At 70.6% G+C, this 16,069-nt stretch carries 14 protein-coding genes, 1 tRNA gene and 1 other RNA gene; 5 read left to right on the top strand and 11 right to left on the bottom strand.

Annotated elements, in window-relative coordinates; all coding sequences use genetic code 11:
- Positions 1-4: 4 nt before the first annotated feature.
- Genes ACTWPW_RS16100 through ACTWPW_RS16110 form a run of 3 tightly spaced genes read right to left on the bottom strand, consistent with a single transcriptional unit; the run spans position 5 to position 3,088 of the window.
- Complete coding sequence (locus tag ACTWPW_RS16100) at positions 5-1,423, bottom strand: amidase (RefSeq protein WP_443169147.1); 1,419 nt, start codon at positions 1,421-1,423, stop codon at positions 5-7.
- A 2-nt stretch (positions 1,424-1,425) separates the two neighbouring features.
- Positions 1,426-2,385 carry an LLM class F420-dependent oxidoreductase gene (locus ACTWPW_RS16105; protein WP_375110504.1) on the bottom strand — a complete coding sequence of 320 codons (960 nt, stop codon included), beginning with the start codon at positions 2,383-2,385 and terminating at the stop codon, positions 1,426-1,428.
- 34 nt (positions 2,386-2,419) lie between these two features.
- Positions 2,420-3,088 carry a TetR/AcrR family transcriptional regulator gene (locus ACTWPW_RS16110; protein ID WP_375110503.1) on the bottom strand — a complete coding sequence of 223 codons (669 nt, stop codon included), beginning with the start codon at positions 3,086-3,088 and terminating at the stop codon, positions 2,420-2,422.
- A 174-nt stretch (positions 3,089-3,262) separates the two neighbouring features.
- On the opposite strand from ACTWPW_RS16110, the gene ACTWPW_RS16115 reads away from it, so the two are divergent.
- Positions 3,263-4,234 (top strand): hypothetical protein, encoded by a 972-nt coding sequence (locus ACTWPW_RS16115; protein ID WP_443169148.1) that lies wholly within the window; start codon positions 3,263-3,265, stop codon positions 4,232-4,234.
- Between the two features lie 81 nt (positions 4,235-4,315).
- On the opposite strand, the gene ACTWPW_RS16120 is transcribed toward ACTWPW_RS16115, so the two are convergent.
- The 5 genes from ACTWPW_RS16120 to ACTWPW_RS16140 form a co-directional block, all read right to left on the bottom strand.
- Positions 4,316-5,377, bottom strand: a complete 1,062-nt coding sequence (locus ACTWPW_RS16120) for an aspartate-semialdehyde dehydrogenase (protein WP_375110501.1) — start codon at positions 5,375-5,377, stop codon at positions 4,316-4,318.
- Positions 5,374-6,648, bottom strand: coding sequence for an aspartate kinase (locus ACTWPW_RS16125; RefSeq protein WP_375110500.1), 1,275 nt, complete (start codon positions 6,646-6,648; stop codon positions 5,374-5,376). The genes ACTWPW_RS16120 and ACTWPW_RS16125 overlap by 4 nt, the downstream gene beginning before the upstream one ends.
- An 84-nt stretch (positions 6,649-6,732) precedes the next feature.
- A complete protein-coding gene (locus ACTWPW_RS16130; RefSeq protein WP_364111724.1) occupies positions 6,733-7,263 on the bottom strand; it encodes a DUF5063 domain-containing protein in 531 nt (176 codons plus the stop codon).
- Positions 7,256-7,855, bottom strand: a complete 600-nt coding sequence (gene recR, locus ACTWPW_RS16135) for a recombination mediator RecR (RefSeq protein ID WP_364111722.1) — start codon at positions 7,853-7,855, stop codon at positions 7,256-7,258. Before recR ends, ACTWPW_RS16130 begins: the two co-directional genes overlap by 8 nt.
- 2 nt (positions 7,856-7,857) lie before the next feature.
- Positions 7,858-8,208, bottom strand: a complete 351-nt coding sequence (locus ACTWPW_RS16140) for a YbaB/EbfC family nucleoid-associated protein (RefSeq protein ID WP_139629532.1) — start codon at positions 8,206-8,208, stop codon at positions 7,858-7,860.
- Positions 8,209-8,904: 696 nt separating this feature from the next.
- Between ACTWPW_RS16140 and ACTWPW_RS16145 the strand changes: the two genes are divergently transcribed.
- Positions 8,905-10,068 carry a GAF domain-containing protein gene (locus tag ACTWPW_RS16145; RefSeq protein WP_443169149.1) on the top strand — a complete coding sequence of 388 codons (1,164 nt, stop codon included), beginning with the start codon at positions 8,905-8,907 and terminating at the stop codon, positions 10,066-10,068.
- A gap of 381 nt (positions 10,069-10,449) precedes the next feature.
- Here ACTWPW_RS16145 and ACTWPW_RS16150 read toward each other — a convergent pair whose 3' ends face one another.
- On the bottom strand, positions 10,450-12,981 hold the full coding sequence (locus tag ACTWPW_RS16150; protein ID WP_443169150.1) for a DNA polymerase III subunit gamma and tau: 2,532 nt from the start codon (positions 12,979-12,981) through the stop codon (positions 10,450-10,452).
- A gap of 31 nt (positions 12,982-13,012) precedes the next feature.
- An RNA gene (ffs, locus tag ACTWPW_RS16155) (signal recognition particle sRNA small type) lies at positions 13,013-13,108 on the bottom strand.
- 98 nt (positions 13,109-13,206) lie between these two features.
- Here ffs and ACTWPW_RS16160 point away from each other — a divergent pair.
- A tRNA-Ser gene (locus ACTWPW_RS16160) sits at positions 13,207-13,294 on the top strand.
- Positions 13,295-13,519: 225 nt separating this feature from the next.
- Here the strand turns inward: ACTWPW_RS16160 and ACTWPW_RS16165 are convergent.
- On the bottom strand, positions 13,520-14,092 hold the full coding sequence (locus ACTWPW_RS16165) for a TetR/AcrR family transcriptional regulator (RefSeq protein WP_375110497.1): 573 nt from the start codon (positions 14,090-14,092) through the stop codon (positions 13,520-13,522).
- 72 nt (positions 14,093-14,164) lie between these two features.
- Between ACTWPW_RS16165 and ACTWPW_RS16170 the strand changes: the two genes are divergently transcribed.
- Together ACTWPW_RS16170 and ACTWPW_RS16175 are read left to right on the top strand one after the other, a co-directional pair.
- Positions 14,165-14,737 (top strand): dihydrofolate reductase family protein, encoded by a 573-nt coding sequence (locus tag ACTWPW_RS16170; RefSeq protein ID WP_443169151.1) that lies wholly within the window; start codon positions 14,165-14,167, stop codon positions 14,735-14,737.
- A 406-nt stretch (positions 14,738-15,143) separates the two neighbouring features.
- Positions 15,144-15,971 (top strand): hypothetical protein, encoded by an 828-nt coding sequence (locus ACTWPW_RS16175; protein WP_443169152.1) that lies wholly within the window; start codon positions 15,144-15,146, stop codon positions 15,969-15,971.
- Positions 15,972-16,069 lie beyond the last annotated feature (98 nt).

Genomic DNA, 16,069 nt, shown 5'->3' on the forward strand with positions numbered 1-16,069 from the left:
TCCGTCAGGGCAGGGCCGCGTGCTCGAAGGGCCTGACCTGCTCGATCTGTGCCGCCACCCGTACCAACAGGTCCTCGCGCCCGGGCGCGGCCACGAGCTGGATGCCCACCGGCAGGCCCGCCGCGTTCCTGTGCAGCGGGAGCGACACGGCGGGCTGCCCGCTCGCGTTGACCGGCGAGGTGTAGGCCACGGCGTGCGCGGTCCGCCCCAGGGCGATGCTGAGGTCCCCCGGCGGGATCCAGCCCAGCGGGAACGGCGCCACGCCCAGCGACGGGACCAGCAGCAGGTCGTGTCCCGCCGCCCACCAGGCGGTCATGCGGCGCCGGAAGCCGTCCACCCACTGCGTGGCCAGGATGTGGTCGGCCGCGCTGTGCTCGCGCGCCGCGCTCACCATGGCGGCGTTGCGCGGCTCCAGCTCCTCCAGCTGTACGGGCTTGCCGCGCAGCTCGCCCAGCCCGGCGACCTGCGCGGCCAGGTTGTTGGCCACGATGGCGCCGAAGTGGCGGGGGAAGTGGGGATCGCCCAGCGCCTCGGGACCGCCGGGGGCGACGTCGTGGCCGAGCGACTCCAGCAGCGCGGCGGCGCCGGTCACGGCCTCGGTCACCTCGGGCACCTCCGGCACGTCGCCCCTGGGATGCGCGGCGAGGAACCCGATCCGCAGCCTGCCGGGATCCCGGCCCACCTCGCCGGCGAGGCTCCCGGGGAGGGCCGGGGCGTCGTACGGGTCGCCGGGGTACCGGCCGGAGACGAGGTCGAGCGCCGCCGCCGTGTCCCGCACGGTCCTGGTGACGAACCCGGGGCAGGAGAAGCCGCTCCACCCCTCCCCCATGGCCGGTCCCAGGCTCACGCGCCCGCGCGACGGCTTGAGCCCCACCAGGCCGCACAGGGACGCCGGGATGCGGATCGACCCGCCGCCGTCGCTGGCCGTGGCCAGCGCGACCATCCCGGCCGCCACCGCCGCCGCGGAGCCGCCGCTCGACCCGCCCGCCGAGTACGCCGGGTCGTACGGGTTCCTGGTGGGCCCGAACGCCACCGGCTCCGTGGTGATCGTGCTGCCGAACTCGGGGGTGTTCGTGCGCCCGAGCAGGACGAAGCCGGCCTCGCGCAGCCGCAGGACGCCGTAGGAGTCCTCGGCGTCGTCCAGGCCGTCACGCACGTTCGAGCCCGCGCTGTACGGCTCCCCCGCCTCCCGCCAGCCCAGGTCCTTGAGCAGGATCGGCACCCCGCGGAACGGCGCCTCCGCCGGGATGGCGTCGATCTCGGCCAGCGCCCGCTCGAAGCGGCGGTGGATGACGGCGTTCAGCTCGCCGTCGGCCGCCTCGATGCGCGCGATCGCGGCCTCGGTCAGCTCCCGCGCCGACACCTGGCCGTCCCTGACCGCCCGCGCCTGGCCGACGGCGTCCAGTCCCAGCAACTCGTCCATGCCTACCCTTCCGGAGCCAGATCGCGAACCGCCTGGTCGATGGAGACGTCGCCGCCCGGGATGGGGGCGAGGACGGGGGTGTCGAGGCCGTTGGCGACGTACTCCTGGATCCTCGCCCGGCAGGTGGCGGCGTCGCCGTGCACGATCAGGGCGTCCACCACCTCGTCGGGGATGGCCTTGAGCGCGGCCTGCCGGTCGCCGGCCGCCCACGCCTCGTGCATCGGGCGCAGCACCTCGCCGCGGCCCAGCCAGTCGTGGAAGGCCGCGTACACCGGGACGGTCAGGTAGCTCGCCAGCATCCACCTGGCCATCTCGCGTACGCGGTCGGTGTCCTCGCTGACGCAGACGAACAGGCGGGCGATCAGCTCGGTGTCCGGCCCGATCTCCGCCCGCACCTTCCGCACGTCCTGGGGCGAGAGCCAGTTCGTGATGGCGCCGTCGGCCTCCTCGGCGGCCAGGCGCAACATCCTGGGGCGCAGCGCGGCCAGCACGATCTTCGGCGGCACCTTCGGCGCCCGCTCCAGCTTGAAGCCCTTGACCTCGAACGTCTCGTACTTCTCCGAGACCTTCTCCCCCGCCAGCGCCTTCCGCAGGAAGCGCAGCGTGTCGCGGGTCCGCGCGTACGGCTTGCCGAACGTGCCCGCGTTCCACCGCTCGACGATGGCCGGCGAGGAGGCCCCGATACCCAGCACGAACCGCTCCGGCGCCAGGTCGGCCAGCGTGGCCGCGGACATGGCCAGCAGCCCCGGGCCCCGGGTCGAGACGGGCACGATGGCGCTGCCCAGCCTGACCCCCGGAGCCCGCTGCGCGGCCAGGGCCAGCGGCACGAACCCGTCGACCCCGTTGACCTCCGCCGACCACACGTCGGTGTACCCGAGCGCGGGCAGCTCGGCGATCAGGTCCAGCGAGTTCGCCAGTGAGCGGTCGTAAAAGGGGATCGTCATGCCCCAGTTCTGCGTCATGACGAACAACGTACCAACCGCTCGGTATGTAGCTCTAGGCTCGCAGCTCGTGCACCGCCGCGATGAAGTCCTTCGTGATGCCCCGCAGGCCGGGCAGGTGTGACAGCCCCACCAGCCGGTCCACCAGCGGCACCGTCACGTCGATCAGCCGGTAGGTCCGCTCGCACCCCGGCGACGTGTCGTGCACCCAGAACAGCACCATGCCCATGGACAGCAGCCACAGCAGCTCGGGCAGCTCCTCGCGCAGCTCGGCGTTCATCCGGTCGCGCGATCCCTCCACGACCTGGCGGTAGATGGCGATGGACGCCTCCCGCGCGGGCGAGGACTGCTTGCTGAAGGGGCTCAGCGGGTTGGTCGGCTCGGCGGCGTGCTTGAAGAACTTGACGGCGAACTCGTGGTACGGCTCCGAGACGCGTACCCACTCGCGCAGCACCCCGCTCAGCCTGGCCGCGAACGAGCTCTCCGTGGCCAGGAACGCCCGGCAGGCCGCCTCGTGCTCGGCCTGGGCGCGGTCGTAGTACGCCTGGATCAACGCCTCTTTGCCCTCGAAGTAGTAGTAGGCGTTGCCCACGGAAACCCCCGCCTCGGCGGCGATGGCCCGCATGGTGGTCGCGTCGAAGCCGCGCTCCCGGAACAGTCGCAAGGCCGTCTCGACGATGACCTCTCGGGTGCTCTCCGATCCTCGGTTTCGGGCTTCGGACACGTTCGTCACTTTACGTCGTGCAACGGGGTTAGGTCATGGAGCCGCACGGTGATCACCGCCACAAGGCAAAGTTGCACTCGCGGCATGAGTTATCTCCTGTGAAAGGTGGGATTGTCGTTTCAGGCGGAAGGGCTATTTCCGCGAAAAGGCATCGACATGTGGATACGTGGAACAGTGCGCCTCCTGGTAGTCGCGCTCCTCGGCATTGAGATCACCATAATCGCGCTGGCCTCGGCCGCCTCCGCCGCCACCCACCCCGAAGGGTCGCCGGCTCAGGGCAGCCTGTACGAGGCCGGGCCCTACGGCTGGGAGGACGCCCCGGCGCAGTGGACGCGGGCAGCCATGGACGCGGCCCTCTCCGACGCGTACGAGGTGGAACCGGACATGGCCTACGAACGGCTCATGGCGGCCGGCAGGGAACTCGAGCAGATCAGCGACTGGCCGGCGCTCGACACCCGGTGGCCGCTGGAGCAGGTGGAGCGGGCGCGCGAGGCGCGCGACCGGGCCTCCACCGCAGCCGAGTCCGCCACCCGGTCCGCCACCCGGTCCGCCACCCGGTCCGCCACCCGGTCCGCCTCGGAGGCGCAGGAGGATCTGGCCTGGGCCCAGAAGCCCAAGGCGCGGCGAGAGGCCACGAAGGCGGCGAAGAGCCCCGTACGCACCGGAGTGGCCAAGATGCCCCGGGCGCGGGCGCACGCCGCTCACAGGCGCGCTCAGGTCGATCTGACGCGGGTCCTGCCCAGGAAGGCCGCCATGCAGGTGTCCCACGCGACCGCCACGGGATGGCTGAAGAGCGCGGGGCTGCGGACGAAGTCGACCGGGAACTGCGTCAGCAAGCACATGCACCACTGCACGTCGCTCGACTCGGTGCGGACCGGGACGATCGCCAAGGCCATCGCGCTGAAGCAGCGCAGCGGCTGCCCGATCATGGTCACCGGCGGCACGGAGCGGGGCCACGCCCCCGGCCACTTCAGCCACGGGAACGGCTACAAGCTCGACATCTCCCACAACGCCTGCATCGACCGGCACATCACCAAGAACCATGACAAGGCGGGGATCCGCAGCGACGGGGCCCGGCTGTACAAGTCAGGCTCGGGCACGACGTTCGCCGACGAGGGCGACCACTGGGACATCCTCTTCCGGTGACAGGGCCCCGGCGACACGCCCCGGACATGGGTGTGACGCCGCACGAGACGCACGGCGTCACCCTGATGATCAGAACTTCGGTCAGAACTCGGCAGCGACCAGCTCGGCGATCTCCGCCGCGTTGAGCGCCGCCCCCTTGCGCAGGTTGTCACCGCACACGAACAGGTCGAGCGTGTTGGGGAAGTCCATCGCCTGGCGGATGCGGCCCACGTAGGTCGGGTCGTTGCCCACCACGTCGAGAGGCGTCGGGTAGACCCCGTTGGCCGGGTCGTCCATGAGGACCACCGTCGGCGCCGCCTCCAGGACGCGGTGCGCGTCGGCGACCGTGATCTCGCGCTCGAACCGCGCGTGCACGGCCAGCGAGTGCGTCGTGACCACCGGCACGCGGACGCAGGTCGCGGAGACCTTCAGGTCGGGGATGCCGAGGATCTTCCGGGACTCGTTGCGGAGCTTGATCTCCTCCGAGGCCCAGCCGCCGTCCTTCAGCGAGCCCGCCCACGGCACCACGTTGAACGCGATGGGCGCGGGGAACGGCGACTCCTCCGGCAGCTTGTTCGCCAGCACCTTGCGTACGTCACCGGCGGCCTGCCCGATCGTACGGTCACCGGCCAGCGCCTCGACCTCGTCGTAGAGCCGCGCGGAACCGGCCACGCCCGCGCCGGACACCGCCTGGTAGGAGGCGACGACCAGCTCCGTGAGCGTGAACTCGGCGTGCAGCGCCCCCATGGCCGCCATCATCGACAGCGTCGTGCAGTTGGGGGTCGAGATGATGTTGCGCGGCCTGTCGCGCGCGTCGAGCGGGTTGACCTCGGGCACGACCAGCGGCACGTCGGGCTCCATGCGGAACGTGCCCGACTTGTCGATGACGATCGCGCCACGCTCGGCCGCGATCGGCACCCACACGGCCGACACCTCGTCCGGCACGTCGAAGATGGCCACGTCGACGCCGTCGAACACCTCGGGCGCGAGGGCCTGCACCACGACGTCCTCGCCGCGTACCTGGAGCACCTTGCCCGCCGAGCGCGGGGAGGCGACGAGACGGATCTCGCCCCAGATGTCCTCGCGCGTCGACACGATGTCGCGCATGACGGTGCCCACCGCACCGGTCGCCCCGATCAGGGCCAGACTCGGCCTCTTGCTCATCGTCCTGAACCTCCGTACACCACGGCTTCGACCTGGTCGGCGTCGAGATCGAAGGCACGGTGGGCGGCCGCCACGGCCGCGTCGACACCGTCCTGCTCGACGATCACAGAGATGCGGATCTCCGAGGTGGAGATCATCTCGATGTTGACCCCCGCGTCGGCGAGGGCCGCGAAGAACGTCGCGGTGACGCCCGGGTGCGAGCGCATGCCCGCGCCGATCAGCGACACCTTCCCGATCTGGTCGTCGAACAGCAGCGACTCGAAACCGATCTGGGGCTGGATCTTCTTCAGCGACGTCAGCGCCGTCTGGCTGTCGGCCGTGGGCAGCGTGAACGAGATGTCCGTGCGCCCGGTGGCCGCGGCCGAGACGTTCTGCACGATCATGTCAATGTTGATCTCGGCGTCGGCCAGCGTTTTGAAGATCGAGGCAGCCTCGCCGACCTTGTCGGGGACCCCGACAACGGTGATCTTGGCCTCGCTCCGGTCGTGTGCGACGCCGGAGATGATCGGCTGCTCCATCTCGGTTCCTTCGGTGTAAGGGTCGGAGACGACCCACGTGCCTTCCTTGGTGCTGAAAGAGCTGCGTACGTGAATCGGCAGGCTGAAACGGCGAGCATATTCGACGCACCGCAGATGCAGGATCTTCGCGCCGCAGGCCGCCATCTCCATCATCTCGTCATACGAGATCCTGGGGATCTGGCGCGCCGCGGGCACGATGCGCGGGTCGGCGGTGAAGATGCCGTCGACGTCGGTGTAGATCTCGCACACATCGGCGCTGAGCGCCGCCGCCAGCGCGACTGCGGTGGTGTCGGAGCCGCCGCGGCCGAGCGTGGTGATGTCCTTGGTGTCCTGCGAGACGCCCTGGAAACCGGCCACGATCGCGATGTGGCCCTGGTCGATCGCCTCCTGGATGCGGCTGGGCGTCACGTCGATGATGCGCGCCTTGCCGTGCGTGGAGTCGGTGATCACACCTGCCTGCGAGCCGGTGAACGAGCGGGCCTCGTGACCGAGGTTGGCGATCGCCATCGCCAGGAGTGCCATCGAGATGCGCTCGCCGGAGGTCAGCAGCATGTCGAGCTCGCGGCCCGGAGGCAGCGGCGACACCTGCTCGGCCAGGTCGAGCAGCTCGTCCGTCGTGTCGCCCATCGCGGAGACGATCACGACCACGTCGTTGCCGGCTTTTTTCGTCGCGACGATCCGCTGCGCGACCCGCTTGATGCAGGACGCGTCGGCGACGGACGAACCACCGTACTTTTGCACAACGAGCGCCACGAGAGTCTCCCGGTCTGGACTGTGAGCTGCCAGTCTACTGGGGGCCTCTCATGGGCCTGATGGTTCGTACCACTATGTGGATGATCAGACCGTGGTGGTTTCCTCCGCCACGTCGAGGCGCGAATGCGCCGCCAGGGCCTGCAGCGCGCGCATCGCGGCGCCCGCGTGGTTGCCCCAGGTGTTGAAGTAGGAGTATTGCCACCACCACAGCGCCTCGTGCGGGCGGCCGGCGTGATAGTGGCGCAGCCCGTGGATGAGGTCGGCGGCGACGGCGGTCAGGTCGTCGGACAGCCGGTAGGGGGTGACGCCCGTGTCCTTGTACGGGTCGAACACCTCGGCGTAGTCGTCGACGGCCTCCAGCCGCTCGGCCAGCGCCGTGCGGACCCCGTCGATGTCGGGATCCTCGCTCATCGGCGGCTCGTAGTTGCCGGCGAGAATGACGTCCCGGTTCGCGCCCAGCTTGGCCCCGGCCAAGCTCACCTGGGCGACCTCCACCAGCAGGATCGACCAGATGGCGTCGCCACCCTCGCCGCCCGCCACCCTGGTCAGGCCGTCCACGTAGTTCTGCGCGTGCCCGGAGATCTCTTCCGCCAGCGCGCTCCACTGGTCAGACATCCAGCAGCCTCCGTCCTTCGAACGCGCGGCCCAAGGTCACCTCGTCGGCGTATTCGAGGTCACCGCCCACAGGCAGACCGCTGGCCAGTCGTGTCACTTTGATGCCCATCGGCTTGACCAGACGGGCGAGGTAGGTTGCCGTGGCCTCGCCCTCGAGATTGGGGTCGGTGGCGAGGATGAGCTCGGTGACGCGGCCGTCGGCCAGGCGTGTCATGAGCTCTCGGATGCGCAGGTCGTCGGGGCCGACGCCGTCGATCGGGCTGATCGCGCCGCCGAGCACGTGATAGGTGCCGCGGAACTCGCGCGTCTTCTCGATCGCGACGACGTCCTTGGACTCCTCGACCACGCAGATGACGTGCGTGTCGCGGCGGGAGTCGCGGCAGATGCGGCACTCCTCCTCGGCCGCCACGTTGCCGCAGACCCGGCAGAACCGGACCTTCTCCTTGACCTCCAGCAACGCGTGCGCCAGCCGCTTGACGTCGGCTGGATCGGCCGCCAGCAGGTGGAACGCGATCCGCTGCGCGCTCTTGGGACCGACGCCGGGCAGCAGGCCCAGCTCGTCGATCAGATTCTGGACGACCCCTTCGTACATGCCTAGAACCCTGGCAACTGTCCGAGGCCGCCGCCACCCAGACCCTGGGCCAGCGGGCCGAGTTTCTCCTGCTGCAGGTCGGCCGCCGCGCGCACGGCGTCGCGGACGGCCGCGATCACCAGGTCGGCGATCGTGTCGGCGGTGTCCTGCGCGTCGCCGGCGTCGATCACGCTCGGGTCGATCTTGAGCTCGAGCAGCTCGCCCGAGCCGTTGACGACGGCCGTGACCAGGCCGCCGCCTGATGAGCCCTCGATCTGCGCGTCGTTGAGCTCCTGCTGGGCGCTCACAAGCTGCTGCTGCATGAGCTGGGCCTGCTCCAGCAGCTGCTGCAGGTTGACATCCCCTGGGTTCACCGTCGTGCGCTCCTCGTGGCTCCGCGTTCTTGACTGCCACGAGCCTACGGTGTTTGGGCGGCGTCATGTACTGGGGGGCGTCCCCATGTTTCGCGCCCCGACCCTCGCGCGGGACGGTTGTCCCGCTCACGTGTGCCGCCTGGGGCGGGCGTTTCCTGTTCGACGCCCGTTGTCCTGGCCTGGCATCCGTGTCCGGCACCGGCGTGTTTTGGCCGGGTCTCGGCCCCCCTCCAGCGTCCGAGACCCGGCCAATCACGTCGGCGGAGCGGCCGCACCACGCCGACGCGTTGAACAGGGACGCTAGTCAGCGGAACGTTGCACACACGTTGCGTTCATTCAATCACCCTCTGCAATCCCCCTGAACGGGTTGCGCTATCGAGCGGTAGGACGGATGCTCTAGTTGACTACTTGGAGTGACCGATGAGTTACGCCCATCTCGACGCGTACTCCCGCCTTCTACGCGGAGCGCACGAAGCCGCCGCGACGGGCCGGCCCTGGCCAGAGTCGCCCCGCCGGCTGATCAAGGCGTCCTGGCTCCGTTCGCTGGATGCCGGTATCGACCCGGAAGGCAAGAGTGCCCCACTCGTCTACGACCCATCACGCATCAGGGACATACGTCAGGCACATCCGTTGCAGCCCCTGTTGCCCCTGCTCGCCGGCACTCTATCCGGTCTGGCCGACGAGACCGGACATGTCATGATCGTCACAGACCGTGACGGCCGGGTGTTGTGGCGCGAGGGTAATCGCACAATCATGCGGCGCGCCGACCAGATCGGTCTGGCCGACGGACACCAGTGGGGCGAGCACAACGTCGGAACCAACGGCATAGGCACCGCCCTGGCCACCGGCCGGCCCGTGCACGTCTACTCGGAGGAGCACCTGATGCGCATCCTGCACATCTGGTCGTGCAGCGCCGCCCCGATCACCGACCCCGACTCCGGCCGGGTCATCGGCTGCGTCGACGTCAGCGGCACCGCCCGCTCCCTGCACCCCGCCACGGTCGCCCTGGTCGCCACGACGGCCAAGCTCGCCGAGAAGCAACTCGCGCTGTGCATGCACGAGCGCGACGAGCGCCTGCGCCGCCGATACGAGTCCCTGCGCGGCCACCCCGGCGTCCTGCTGTCGTCCACGGGCCGCGTCATCTCCGGCGACCCGGCCGGCGACCTGGGCGGGCGCGTGCACCTCGGCGAGCGGGCGGGGCAGTTCGCCGGTCAGCGCATGATCCTCAGGGACGGGAGCGTCGCCCTGCTGGAGCCCTTCTCCGACGGCTTCCTCCTGCGCCCCTCGTCGGCCGCCGCGCCGCCGGTCCTGGCCCTGTCGTTCCTCGGCGAGGGCACCCCCTCGGCCGCGTTCGGAGAGGGCGACCGGTCGCTGTCGCTGCGGCACGCGGAGATCCTCACCCTCCTGGCCCTGCACCCGCACGGTTTGACGGCCGAGCAGCTCTCCTTCCACCTGTACGGGGACGCCGGCAACCCGGTGACCATCAGGGCGGAGATCCACCGGCTGCGGGCCCAGCTCGGGGAGGCGATCGCGGCCAAGCCGTACCGCCTGACGTGCCCGGTGGAGGCCGACTTCCTGTCCCTCACCCGGCTGCTGTCGGCGAACGACCCCACGTCGCTGGCGCGGGCGTACCCGGGGCCGCTGCTGCCGCGCTCGGAGTCGCCGGAGATCCGGCGGGAACGGGACGAGCTCGAGGCCCAGGTGCGTGCTTGCCTGTTGCGGCAGGGGTCGCCGGACGATCTGTGGACGTACGCGCAGACGAGCGGCGGGCGGGACGACTACGAGGTCCTGGAGCGCCTGGCCGCCCTCCCACCGACCGACCCCCGCTCAGCCGCCGCCCGCTCCCGCCTCCTCTCCTGACCCTCTGGCCAGGAGGGCGGCGGCCCGCCCCGCCCTTACGGCCGCGCACCCCTTGGGGGCCTACGGCTGCCCTTCTCGATGTGCCGGACTCCCACGATCCGCGCCGCCTTGGGGGCCGCCGGCTGCCCAGCGCGACCTGCCCGACACCCACGATCGGCGCTCCCTTGGGCGCCTCCGGCTGCCCGACGGGGTTGCCCGGCAGCCCAACGCGGCGGCCTGACGCAACTGCCCGGCGGCCCAACGCGCTGCCCCGCGGCCCAACGCAACTGCCCGGCTGCCCGACTCCCGCTTGCACGGCTCCCACGGGACGCACGGCGGTGGGTGCCTCCACTGCCCAGCGTGACCCGGACGGACTTCCACGCCTGGGCGCGGAGGGGTGGGTCAGGTGTGGTCGATCTCGCCGATCACCTGGGCGCCGAGCTCCCGCTCCAGCAGGGCCATGCCCGAGATGGCGTCCACATCCGCGTCCGCGTCGTTGAGCGGGTCCACGTCGTCGGACTCGGGACCCTTGTTACGGCCCGGGACCGTCTCCGGCCACGCGGCAGCGCCACCGCGGGCAGCCGGGACCCCACCGCGGGCGGCCGGGACACGCGGGCCCGCCTGGGCGGCCGCCTTCGCCGCCGATCTGGCGGCGGCCAGGCCCGCGCCCGGGACACCCCCGCCCCCGGAGGCGCCGACCGAAGCACCCGCCGGAGTGCCCGCCGGAGTGCCCGCCGGCGCAGCCGCCGGGGCGCTGACCGTGTGCTGGGCGGCGGTGACGGTACGCGTGGGATCCGGGCTGGGCGGGGAGCCGGGGCTGATGTCGTCAGGGGCGTCGGGCCAGGACTCGTCCGTGGTCTGACGCCCCGGAGAGGCGGCAGCCGGAGGCTGGTCGGGATCCTGACCGCCCTGGTCCTCGTTGGCCGCCCCATGCGACGCCGTACGTCCCTGGGAGCCTTGAGACCCCGGCGTGCTCTGCGAACCTGACATGCCCTGAGCGGCCTGCGCGGCTCCGGGCGCTCCCTGGGCACCGGCCGGTCCCTGACCTTGCGGAGCCGGGTTGTGGGCCGGGGGCCGGGCGGGGCCACGGGAGGACTGCGGGGCGGGCGAACCGCCCACGACCGCCTCCACCCGCCAGGTGCCGCCGAGCACGTCGCCCAGCGCACCGGCCACCACGGCGTCCTTGCCGCCACCCGTGAAGTTCTTCATCGCGCCGACCTGGGTGAAGCCGAGCGTGACCAGGTTGCCTTCCACGCCCACCACCTGGGCGTTGGTGCTCACGTTGGCCCAGACGACGATGCTGCGCTGCTTGAGCGAGGCCAGCACGGCGGCCCACTGGCTCTGCACGGCGCCCGCTCCACCCGCCGCGGGAGCGCCCCCCGATGCCGGGGCGAACCCTCCGCTCGGGGCAGCGGCCTGCGGAGCCTGCTGGTGGGCACTGCCATCGGCCACGTGTTCCCCGCCGCCGGGCGAGGACGCTGCCGGAGCACCGGGACGAGCGGCCTCGGGCCAGTCGTCCCCGCCCTTGCCCGCAGCCGCCGGTGCAGCATGGGACGGCGCGACCGAGGCGGAAGCACCCAGCACGTCACCGCCCGGCGCCGCTCCCGTACCGTGATGACCGCCCGCCTGGCCGGAGCCATGAACACCGCCCTGGCCCCCGCCCTGACCCCCGGCCTGCGCACCCGCGGAAGCGGCACCCGGGCGCGGGATGGTCACCGCGCCGGAACCTGCGGGCGGTGTCCCGGCGGAGGAGGCTCGGGCGGCCATCTGGGCGACGGCGCCGCCGCGTTCGAGGCGCTCCAGGCGGGCCAGCAGCGCGTCCTCGCCCTGCGAGGCCCCCGGGAGCAGGACGCGCGCGCACATCAGCTCGAGCAGCAGGCGCGGCGAGGTGGCGCCGCGCATCTCGGTGAGGCCGGCGTTGAAGATCTCGGCGGCGCGCGTGAGCTCGGCGGGCCCCATCGAGGCCGCCTGCTGGACGAGGCGCTCCAGCTCGTCGGCGGGACGGTCGAGCAGGCCGCTGGAGGCCGCCTCGGGGACGTTCGCCAGGATCACCAGGTCGCGGAAGCGTTCGAGCAGGTCGGAGGCGAAGCGGCGGGGGTCGTGGCCGCCCTCGATCACCCGGTTGACCGTGTGGAAGACCTGGCCGCCGTCACGGGCGGCGAACGCTGCGACGACCTCGTCGAGCAGGTCCCCGTCGGTGTAGCCGAGCAGGGAGACGGCCTTGGCGTAGGTGATGCCGTCGTCCTCCGCCCCGGCGAGGAGCTGGTCGAGGATGGACAGCGAGTCACGGGCGGAGCCTGCGCCGGCGCGTACGACCAGGGGCAGCGCGTTCGGCTCGAAGGGCACGTTCTCGGAGGTGAGGATCTCCTCCAGCAGCGCCCGGAGCGTCGCGGGCGGCATCAGCCGGAACGGGTAGTGGTGCGTGCGCGACTTGATGGTGCCGATGACCTTTTCCGGCTCCGTCGTCGCGAAGATGAACTTCAGGTGCGGCGGGGGCTCCTCGACGAGCTTGAGCAGCGCGTTGAAACCCTCGCGGGTCACCATGTGCGCCTCGTCGATGATGTAGATCTTGTAGCGCGCGGAGACGGGGGCGAAGAAGGCCCGCTCGCGCAGGTCGCGCGCGTCGTCCACACCGCCGTGCGAGGCGGCGTCGATCTCGATGACGTCGAGGTGGCCGGGACCGGTGGGGGCCAGCGCGACGCACGACTCGCACTCGCCGCACGGGTCGGGCGTGGGGCCCTGCTCACAGTTGAGAGAACGCGCCAGAATGCGGGCGCTGGAGGTCTTGCCACATCCGCGGGGGCCGCTGAACAGGTAGGCGTGGTTGATACGGCGCGTCCGCAACGCCTGCCGCAGCGGGTCAGTGACATGTTCCTGACCCTTGACCTCGGCGAAGGTCCCGGGTCGGTACTTGCGGTAAAGCGCAAGGCTCATACGACCATCCCGCCTGCGAGGGGGCTCTCAACGAAGAGACCCCCCGCACACCCGCCAGAGCCCGCTTATCCTTGCTGCCTTCCGGCCCTGGGGAGGTTCACAGGATGACGCCGCGCGAGGGGTCCCTGGACAGTCTAGCCGGACGCCGCAGTGCTCGTGTCACCCTCGGGAACCTCGCGAAAAACATGGTCTGCGGACCCTCTGAAGTCAGGTAAGCTCGTCGACGGAGGATTCGCCTAGTGGCCGAGGGCGCACGCTTGGAAAGCGTGTAAAGGGCAACCTTTCGGGGGTTCAAATCCCCCATCCTCCGCCAGCTCAGAGGGGTTGTGCCGTGATCAGCGGCACAACCCCTCTTGCTTTGGGTCTCAGCCGGCCTTCTCAAGACCTCTTTCCGACGGAATCCGGCAGACCGTGGCAAGGCAAGTCGGGGTCTCATCTGGGAGGCGCGGAGGCCTTGAGCAGGAGGCGGATCTCGTCCCTGTCGTAGGGCTCGATTTCGGTGTCCGTGAGCACCGGGGCCTTCGCCGGCGTCGCCACGTCAGGCATTCAGCGATCTTTGCACGGCGGCGTCCACCAGCTCGTGGATCTCCTGCTCGGTGAAGATGTCGGGCAGTGTCAGCCGCTCCACGATGAGCCAGTTCAGAGCGAGGTAGAGGAGAACCACCGAGGTCGAGTCGCCGGGCAGACCGGAGGCGGCGTGGTGGCCGAGGTTGGCGTCGATGTCCTCTCGGATGCGCTTGGTCAGCACGGCGCGCAGCTCGGGGCGCCGAGTGGACTCAAGCCGGAGCTCGAGCAGGGCCAGGTAGCCGGAGTTGAAGGCGGAGACCCGATCCACCAGTTCGTGCATGAGCTCGGCATAGCGAGTCTGGTCCTGCACGCCCTCCCGGCTGCGGGCGATCGTGGCCTCGTCGGGCAGCAACCGCTCGTAGATACGCCCGCCGACCTGGGTGAACAGGTCGTCGCGGTTGGCGAAGTAGTTGGAGGCCGTGCCCGGGGGGACGGCCGCCTCCGCATCGACGGCCCGGAAGGTCAGCCCCCGCGCTCCTTCCCTGGCCAACACCTCGATGGCCGCGTCGATCAGCGCCTGCCGCCGCTCGGGATTTCTCCGCACTTGACACCACTCCATCTGTAGTACTACGTTCTTACCACTCCACACAGAGTACTACATCGGGAGTTGATCGATATGCGAAAGCTCGTCTACTACGTCGGTGTCTCGCTTGACGGCTACATCGCGGGCCCCAACGCCGAGTTCGACTTCTACCCCCTGTCGGACCAGATGGCCGCCTGGATCAACGACCGCTACCCCGAGACGCTCCCCACCCACGTCCGCAAGCTTGTCGGCCTCGAGGGCGTGCCCAACAAGGTCTTCGACACGCTGGTGATGGGACGCGGCACCTACGAGCCGGCCCTGGACGTCCCCACCACCAGCCCGTACTCCCATCTGCGCCAGTACGTCATGTCCAGCACGCTGACGATCGACGACCCCACGGTGCAGGTGGAGACCGGCGACCCGATCGAGCTCATCCGGCGGCTGAAGGCCGAGGACACCGGCATGGACATCTACCTCTGCGGCGGCGGCAGACTCGCCGCCTCCCTGCTCCCGGAGATCGACGAGATCATCCTCAAGAGCTACCCCGTGGTGGCGGGGACGGGCATCCCCATGTTCTCCGGACAGTTCCGCCCCACCCTGTTCACCCCCACCCGGCGCGAGTCCTTCGACAACGGCGCCCAGGTCACCTGGCTCACCAGGGCTTAGAACCGCAGGAGGAAGCATGCACATCAAACTCCCGGCCTTGACCGACCAGGCCAGGACCAACCGCCAGGCCCGATCCCCGCACCGGGTCGAACACCCGGCGCGCGACCTCAAGCCCACGGGCCGGACCAATCCCTCCCGCCGCCCCACCGCCGCAGCGGGTACTGAGCGAGTCGCCGCTCCGTCCACCACAACGACAAAGCTCCCGTCCGCTCGATCGATCGGACGGGAGCGCGACGGAAGGTCCGTTCGAGATCCTTCGAGAGGAAGCTCCGAGCTTCTCGGACAGCTTCTCGGACAGCTTCTGGCCGCGGTCCGCCGACCGAACCGCCGGCGCCACCTGGCAGAGATCGCCGCCGTCCGTCTTCCTCTGCATCGAGGCGATGCTCGTCAGCTACGCTGACGGGCCGTGGGTACGGATTGGGCGCCCGCGGCCGTACGCGATGTCGCGCGGAGGGATCCCGGCGAGCTCGTACGACTGGCACGCGCCCACGCACGCCTGGCCCACGCACTCGGTCACACACTCCGCACGGACCCTCCTGAAGAGACGAGCCCGCCGGAAGAGATCGACCACGAAACGATCCTCGCGCGGTGGCGGGACATCGACGAGCGGCTGCGCTCGCTGCTGGTCCTCGATATGGACAACCCCCGCCGTGTCTCCGTCGTCGGCGCCAACCCCCTCTTCCCGCCCGAGTGGCGGCAGGCGGCCTGGGCGACGTTCCTCCCCGACGAGCTGGCAGAGTGGTCGGTCAGATGGCGACACTGGTATGCCGAGAGGACTGCCGGCGGGTTCCGCCACTACCGCGACCGGCTGCGCACATGGGACACGAGCCACCTGCTCGCCGAAACCCAGGCTCATCTCCTCGCCACGGCTCGGGCCACCGTGGACCGCACGAACGCCTGGACCCGCGAACCCGCCTTCATCGAGGCCCGCCGTCGCGTGTTCGCTCTGCCGCCCGCACCCGTCGTGCCCGCCCCCGGCCCGCCGCCGCGCGCGACGGACGACGACAGGCCGACGCCCGGACAGCAGGAGCACCATGAGGCGGTGAGGAGGCACGGCGTGCTGCTGGATCAGGCCGCGCGCGAGTTCAGCCGTACGGTGCCGGGCGCTTTCAAACGCAACCCGCAGCCGTCGCCGGCCCTGGAGGAACCCCCGCGAGACACATGGGTGGAGGAGTTCTTCGACTGGCTGGACCCGGTCGTACGAGCCGGTCACGGCCTGTACCTCTGGCTCTGAGCGTCCTCACTGCCCCAGGGGCCGAACGGCTGTCCCTCCTGTCCCTGAACGATGACGGCTCCCTGAACGATGACGGCTCCCTGAATGATGACGGCGAC

The sequence above is a fragment of the Nonomuraea sp. KM90 genome (assembly GCF_052246675.1).
In the GTDB taxonomy this organism is placed as follows: domain Bacteria; phylum Actinomycetota; class Actinomycetes; order Streptosporangiales; family Streptosporangiaceae; genus Nonomuraea.

Coding starts and splice junctions, on each gene's coding strand:
- ACTWPW_RS16145 (WP_443169149.1), top strand. CDS start 8,905: ATGATCGTCACAGACCGTGACGGCCGGGTGTTGTGGCGCGAGGGTAAT.
- ACTWPW_RS16100 (WP_443169147.1), bottom strand. CDS start 1,423: ATGGACGAGTTGCTGGGACTGGACGCCGTCGGCCAGGCGCGGGCGGTC.
- ACTWPW_RS16170 (WP_443169151.1), top strand. CDS start 14,165: ATGCGAAAGCTCGTCTACTACGTCGGTGTCTCGCTTGACGGCTACATC.
- ACTWPW_RS16120 (WP_375110501.1), bottom strand. CDS start 5,377: ATGAGCAAGAGGCCGAGTCTGGCCCTGATCGGGGCGACCGGTGCGGTG.
- recR (WP_364111722.1), bottom strand. CDS start 7,855: ATGTACGAAGGGGTCGTCCAGAATCTGATCGACGAGCTGGGCCTGCTG.
- ACTWPW_RS16130 (WP_364111724.1), bottom strand. CDS start 7,263: ATGTCTGACCAGTGGAGCGCGCTGGCGGAAGAGATCTCCGGGCACGCG.
- ACTWPW_RS16105 (WP_375110504.1), bottom strand. CDS start 2,385: ATGACGCAGAACTGGGGCATGACGATCCCCTTTTACGACCGCTCACTG.
- ACTWPW_RS16150 (WP_443169150.1), bottom strand. CDS start 12,981: ATGAGCCTTGCGCTTTACCGCAAGTACCGACCCGGGACCTTCGCCGAG.